Annotated in this window: 1 protein-coding gene; it reads right to left on the reverse strand. The window is 45.6% G+C overall.

What is annotated here, in order from left to right:
• Positions 1-1114: IS110 family RNA-guided transposase (locus BO222_RS10920; protein WP_075820827.1), on the reverse strand; the 1114-nt coding region annotated here is incomplete at its 3' end.
• Positions 1115-1131: the final 17 nt, after the last annotated feature.

Raw genomic sequence — 1131 nt, forward strand, 5'->3', positions numbered from 1 at the left:
AAATGTTATCCGTCATAAGTCCCCAGACAAAGCAGGAAAGATCTCTCGCAATCGCAGTAACGGCTATATTGTGCTTTTTTCCTTTGCGTATTAGTCTGTAATACTTTCGCCGCATATATTCATTGGCGCGATCTGCATAAGCGATCACTTCTTTCGAGTTTCCTTCCTGTCTTGATTTCAGATCTTTGGATTTATATCCAATCTGACCCTTGCAGATACCCTGAGCACTTTCTGTCAGAAGTTTTCGCAGATGCCCATTACCGGCTTTTGAGATGCGGGTACGGACGATTTTTGCGCCGCTGGATTGCTCACCCGGAGTCAGACCAAGATAGGCACCCAGGGTATTGCCTTTATCAAATCGGGTGAAATCTCCTACTTCAGTAATCAGGGCAAGAGCAGTGTGTTCTTTGATTCCAATCAGGCATTGAAGCTTTTTGACGTTTTCACAGTATGCTTTTTCCTGACAGAACTCGTGAATTCTTTTATTCATCGCATCGATCCGATTGTTCAGATAGTCATAGGTCTGCAGATACTCGTTAAGTGTTTCCCGAACCACCGGATCGCACTTCTGATACCTCAGAAACTGAAGATGGACCTGGGTCCAGTTATTCGCTTCACAGCGCAGACCATTACGCAGTGCGAAAGAAAGAATCTGCTGTTTGATTTTTTTCAGAGCCGCTTTGTGATCATCTCTCATTCTCAGAAACCCGGACACTGCGGCATCCTGATCAGTAGGAATATGAACGGCTTTATAACCGCCATAGCTTAAGCACTGAGCGATCATCAAGGCGTCTCTGGCATCCGTTTTTACCCTTTTGCCCTGAGGGGCCATCATCGTAGTAGGAGCCAGAATGGTGCACTTCACACCTCTTGCTTTCAGTTCTGCATAGAGGACATATCCCAGGCATCCAGCTTCATATCCACATTCGATATCAAGATCGTCATCCTGCATTTTTTCTCTGATGTGATCGATATAGTCGACCACCAGATCTGCATGCGGTCCGGTTTTAATGGTGGAGAAGACAGTATCTTTGCCACCGAATTTGGGCTCCATAGCGCACAGGGTGAAACTGTCCTTGTGGACATCCATTCCGATTTTGATTATTCTTGTCATGTGACCTCCGATTGTAT

Source organism: Ileibacterium valens (assembly GCF_001945525.1).
GTDB classification, from domain to species: Bacteria; Bacillota_I; Bacilli_A; order Erysipelotrichales; family Erysipelotrichaceae; genus Ileibacterium; species Ileibacterium valens.